Raw genomic sequence first — 5,272 nt, 5'->3', positions numbered from 1 at the left:
GAAAGCCGGACCTGGCTCGATGCCGGGTCCGGTTTTGACTTCTCGGCAGAGGAGAAGGCTCCGCCGGTGGCGGAGCCCCGTGATGTCAATCAGTCACGGTTCGGGCGGGACCAGATGAGCTGGAGGCCATCCTCGCCTTCGACCTCGGCGAGCGTTGCGTAGATCGGAGCCGGGAAGCTCGGATCGTCGAGCTTGACCGAGAGGTAGTCGCGGCCCTGCTCGGAGGTCTTCTGCCACGCGGCACCTAGCTCGACGCTGCCGGCGTAGACGCGGAACTGCGGGCCCTTGTCGGAGGGGTTTTCGACCCGGGCGATGCGGGCCTTGACGTTAAGGGCGAGCGTGCGGATGGAGCCGGTGAAGCCGTTTTCGGTGGAGGTGAATGTGCCGATGGTTGCCATTGTCGTATTCCTTTTCTCATGTTCGGGCCACGCCCATCGCGGCCTCGATGGCTGTCGCAAAGACCGGTGACGATCGGACCGCACCCAATAGGGCCGTAATGAAATGGAGGGCGGCAAGTCGCAAATTTGTTAGTCGGAGAGGAGGAGCCTAGCTGGGGTCCCCGCTCGACTTGTCGAGTGGGGTAGGTTGGCTCCGGGGTAAGAAATTTGCGGAATGCCGTTGCGGGAAGACGATCGAGGCGCAGCCGGTCTCCGGTCAGACATGCCTCATCGAGCCCGCAGATGGGTTGCCGGAAACTCTAGCGTGAAGGGATATGGCAATGGTGTTCCGCCGCTCTCGCCTGGGCACGAATGGCATCTTGCGCCATCCCCCGCTTCGACCGTCGTTGCTGATTCAGTCGGGACACAAGTTCGTGCAAACATTGGCTCGCTTGCCCGATCTCCCAGTGAGATATCGTTGCATTCGCGAATCGCAGCCCGGAGGATCAATGCGCCAGCAGACCAAGCCGTTCATCGTCGAACGTAGACCGACCCGCAAACCCAAACCCGACGCTCAAAAACCGTCAATCTGGGGAAGGCTGGATGCTGACATCGCACAAGGTCTGAAGGACCAACGGAACATGGAACAGGGGGCCGCCACTGGTGGTGACGACCGCGCCTGAGCGTCAGGCGGCAGCCTTCACATCCGCTTCCGGCTGCAAGGAATGCAGGAAACTCACGGCGCGCTGCGCATGGGCTGCCGCCTGGAAGATCGCCCGCTTGTCGTTGGCCAGCACCGATAGCCACGACTGAAGATAGGACGCATGATCCGGCCGCGGCTCGAGCTCCGGCGCGATGCCGAGATCGGCGCAGAGAAAGCAGCTCCCGAGCTCGGCAATGAGTTCTTCGCGCGCGCGCTCCGTCCGGTCCTTCGCATAGCGCGATAGATCTCGTCCGACGCGATGTTCCGCCGCCGTCCAATGGGTCGCCTCATGGCTGAGGACAGCCGCGTGGCCGGCAGCATCGCGAAACGCTTCGAAGGGCGGCATCTGGATAAAGTCCATGACCGGTGAATAATAGGCCTGATTGCCACCGTGCCGGATCACGGCGCCGGTGTTGTGGAAGAAGAGATCGGCGCGCTCTATTCGCTCGACAGGATCCCGGATCTTGGCCGGCGGGGCATGATAGGTGTCGGGCAAACCGTCGATCTGCTCGATATTGAACACAGAATATGCCTTCAGGAACGGAATTTCCCGATCAACATCATTGCCGTTTCCGTCGGCTACCGACTTTGTGAAGCGGCTGGCAAAGACGACGGTCGAGCCCGTTTCGCCTTTCCGCACGGCCCCACCCAGCTCGAGCGCCTGTTTGAAGGTCATCCACATCGAGGAGGAGAAGCCCCGCGATACCTGCTCCGACCACAGGAGCAGCACGTTCATGCCGGAATAGGGCAGGCCGTTGTGGCGCATCGGTCGGCTGATGCGACTATGCGTGTTGGCGGCGCTCCATGGTTTCATCCAGGGACGAACGCCTTGTTCGAGATCTTCAACGATCCGATCGGTGATCCGCGTATAGATATCCGCACGGTCCGATTCCGATTTTTTTGTCATGACTTCTTTTCCTTTTCAGGGACCGCGCCTGTCGCGGTCCGTCACGGAGGTCCGAAGTCAGGGGCCGATGGTGCGGCCATGCACCGGAACGGCCGCAACAGCGTGGAGGACGGCGAAGCCGTTGCAAGGGCGCCCGGCTCCTGCAGGACCGCCGAGCGGGACGGGCCGCGATAGGCTCGTCTCCCGTTTCCCTTTTCGACATGAGAGAAGGCCGGCGCATGCAGGCGCCAGCCAAGGAACAAGAAGGCAGGGGCGGGGTGCGACCCCGCCGTTCGTTTTATCCGAAAGCGGCCAACTGAGCTTCGGCCGCCTTGCGGTCGAGCGATACGCCCGGATTTTCGATCGGCCGGTCGAAGGGCTTCCAGGTCTCGCCGATGACCTGTTCATAGGCGGCGACTGCGCCCTCGGCTGCCATGCGCAGCGCGTGGGACTGGACACCCATGTCGGCCGCGAACTCCCGCTTGCGCTGGGCGGCGCTGTCATAGCCGACCGGTCCATCGAGATCCTCGTCGCGGGCATCGTTGGACGCCTTGGCCGTTGCGTCGCGCGCCTCTGTGACGGCGCGGGAGTAGAATTGCCCGGCGCCATGCGCGGATCCGACGAAGGCCCCGACAATGCGCTGGAGATGGATCTGCATCGCCTTCTCGCCGAGGCCTTCGGACAGGCTTTCGGCGGTCTCGACGATCAGCCGCTCGTGAAGGCTGCGGATGCCTTCGCTGTCGACGACTGCAGTGCCGAAGCTTGTCGCGATCTTGGACGCCTGGGTGGCGTCGGGGCAGGAGAGGCGGACCATTTCGAGGGTTGCGCCCTTACGGAGTTGCGACGACCTGGCGTTGGAGCGGTTGGGGGTAGAGGGCTTGGCCATGTCTGTTCCTTCCTTGGTTGCGAAGCGGTTCCGGCCCGTGCCGGTCTGCCCTTCGATGCGGACGACCAGGAACCGGCAAGGGACGGGCGGCTTCACAGGTTCGATCCGGCTGAGCCAGCAGGGCAGGGTTGCGGGCCAGCAGGTCTTGACCTGAGCAGACCCCGCGAGCCTGCCCTCGCGCAGAGAGGCTGGATCGGCCGCCCCGCGGCGCGACAGCGGCCTTGAAACGACCGGCCGCCGGTTCAGACCGCAGCGAACAAGAAGGGCAGTCCGGCACGGGTCCGATATCAATCCCAAGGCAAGCGATAGACATGGCCAAGCCCCCAATGACGATGACGTCGAAGCCGGGTAAGGACATCGCCTGGTCCTTTCGCCTCGGGTCTTCCTATATCGCCGGATGCTGCACAGGCTCGCGGTCGCGATGCTGGAAAGCCCCGATGACCTGCTCCTGCACGCCGGCCTGCAGGCGATCGTGTCGAGTTCGACCCAGCACTCGAAGGCAAAGCGGTCGAAGAGCTCCCGAAGGTAGAGACGGGGACTGGACCGGCGCCGCGCGCGGCTCCGGACCTTCACCGTGGTCGCCTGTCTCCCGGCGCGCGCCGCAATCTGACGGTTCAGACAATCGAGATGCCGCTGGGTCTCGCGCCGGGCGCCGATTGCTTTCGCCAGCGGCCTCAAGAGGCGGATGTCGATCATGACCCATCCCCCCGGTTTCGCCAGCCAATGAAGGAGGAGGGGCCATCATATTCAGGGTGGCGAGCGAGATCGATGACGAAGCCGAACCGCCCCCGCCCCGCATATTCGTCGCTTGCCACCAGAAAACGGCGTTCTTCACCACCGCGGATATGGCCTCCGCCGATCTTCGCCACGACCTCCGTCATGCCGGGGCGCTGATCGGACAAGATTGCCGACATAGCGATGTAGTCCGCCGCATGGCGTTGACCGAACGCCCGGCGATCCCTGGCCCAGCTCTCACCCTCGGCAAGCGGGCAACCGCGGATCGTCTCCCAGACGTCGGGCCAGGTATTGCGGAAGGTCTTTTCTGCCATCGACCGCTCGTAGGCGGTGAACAGGTCCGGGAAACTGATCGCGACGATCGCCCATTCGCAGTCTTCCTCGTACCAGGGCATATCCTTCCGCAGCAGCGGATGGACCTTGGCATTGCGCTCTGTCGAGAGATGGAAGCCGCCATGCCCCGATGTCATGTGAGCGACGACGCCCTCTGCGTACACGACCGCCATCTGCGATCCGCCCCATGGTGTACTAGCCGACATGCGGGTTTGCATGCGGTTCAGCTTGGCCAGATCGCGTTGGTGACCAACGGTCTCGGCGACACGGGCTCGGAATTCCGCTTCATCCGCCACCCGGCCATCATGCCCGATGAAATCTGCCCGCGTCAGATCTGCGAGTGGCCGACGGATCGCACCCGCGCTCGCTAGGAACGCAAAGCCGCTGGGTGATGTGACCATGGCAAGGACCAGGTCACCGATGCGGGCGAGGGCTAAGCCGTCCGCGCTGGTGGCAAACTCCACCCCCGAAAGATCGGGGGTGGATGCTGCCATGTTCGAATTGAGGGCGGCAGTCATGCTGCAACCCTCTGATCGACGTCTTCGTCATGCACATCATGATCGGGCAGATCGGCATCCTCAGTTTCGCCTTCGACCACATCGCCGGTATCGTGTTCTGGCTGATCTACCGATGGATCACCGGCACCGCTTTCCCCTTCATCCTGGGGCGTGGCGCCGATGACACCCGTGTCCGCGCCTGCCCGGATCCAGTCGAGCAGTTCGTCGGCAGGGGGCGCGAAGCGGGCCGACGGATGGACGAAGTGCTTAGTTGCGAAATGCTCAACGAGCGCTGTACGCGTCTCGCGGACCTTCGGGCGCGGCTGGACAGATGCCTCGGCGCAAGAGGCTTCCAGTGCCTGCCGCGACAGGCACAAGAGGAAGTCCTCCGAACCCATGTTCGGCAGAAACTCGTCGGCGCCGATAGCCTCGCCGGCGATGCGCGCGACCATGCCGCTGTTCGACATGCCCCGGCGGCAAGAGAGGACGTCGATCAGCACGGAGCGAACCGCAACCCGAAGCGTATCCTGATCGAAGGCGAGCTTGCCATGCTCATCAAACAAGCCCACGACATGCCGCGAGAAGCGCTTGCCGCCGTAGAAGGTACCATCTGCGCCGGAGTCGACGCGGACATTCTGGCCGGCGAAGGCCAGGACCATCAGCGCCATCAGCATGTCGTCCTCGATCGGTGCGCGACCGAGTGCATCGTGCAGGGCATCGGTCCTGAAATCGCCGATCATATCATGGCCCTTCTGGGTGACGTCGGGCCGGACTTTCGGCGTGGCGACTGCGTCGGCGTCATCGCCGCCGGTGACCGATCCGTCGCCAACAGCACCCTCCGGCTTCGCAGCCTCA

At 63.7% G+C, this 5,272-nt stretch carries 5 protein-coding genes and 1 pseudogene; 1 reads left to right on the top strand and 5 read right to left on the bottom strand.

The features are described 5' to 3' along the window. Positions 1 to 89: 89 nt before the first annotated feature. Entirely contained in the window at positions 90 to 398 is a 309-nt protein-coding gene (locus tag RNA01_RS22820; protein WP_018326263.1) for a DUF736 domain-containing protein, read from the bottom strand. A 488-nt stretch (positions 399 to 886) separates the two neighbouring features. On the opposite strand from RNA01_RS22820, the gene RNA01_RS23820 reads away from it, so the two are divergent. After that, positions 887 to 1,060, top strand: coding sequence for a hypothetical protein (locus RNA01_RS23820; RefSeq protein ID WP_170253620.1), 174 nt, complete (start codon positions 887 to 889; stop codon positions 1,058 to 1,060). A gap of 3 nt (positions 1,061 to 1,063) precedes the next feature. Here the strand turns inward: RNA01_RS23820 and RNA01_RS22815 are convergent, their stop codons facing one another. The 4 genes and pseudogenes from RNA01_RS22815 to RNA01_RS22795 form a co-directional block, all read right to left on the bottom strand. After that, a complete protein-coding gene (locus RNA01_RS22815) occupies positions 1,064 to 1,987 on the bottom strand; it encodes an ArdC family protein (protein WP_147182390.1) in 924 nt (307 codons plus the stop codon). 277 nt (positions 1,988 to 2,264) lie between these two features. Then, positions 2,265 to 2,852: a hypothetical protein gene (locus tag RNA01_RS22810; RefSeq protein ID WP_147182389.1), complete on the bottom strand. Its 588-nt coding sequence runs from the start codon at positions 2,850 to 2,852 to the stop codon at positions 2,265 to 2,267. Between the two features lie 692 nt (positions 2,853 to 3,544). Then, on the bottom strand, positions 3,545 to 4,438 hold the full coding sequence (locus RNA01_RS22800) for a DUF7007 domain-containing protein (protein WP_147182388.1): 894 nt from the start codon (positions 4,436 to 4,438) through the stop codon (positions 3,545 to 3,547). Beyond that, positions 4,435 to 5,272 (bottom strand): annotated as a pseudogene (locus RNA01_RS22795) (plasmid partitioning protein); the annotation flags it as partial. The pseudogene RNA01_RS22795 and the gene RNA01_RS22800, both read right to left, overlap by 4 nt.

It is taken from the genome of Paenirhizobium naphthalenivorans, assembly GCF_007992095.1.
Taxonomy (GTDB): domain Bacteria; phylum Pseudomonadota; class Alphaproteobacteria; order Rhizobiales; family Rhizobiaceae; genus Allorhizobium; species Allorhizobium naphthalenivorans.
This window is presented reverse-complemented; position numbering and strand designations above follow the sequence as displayed.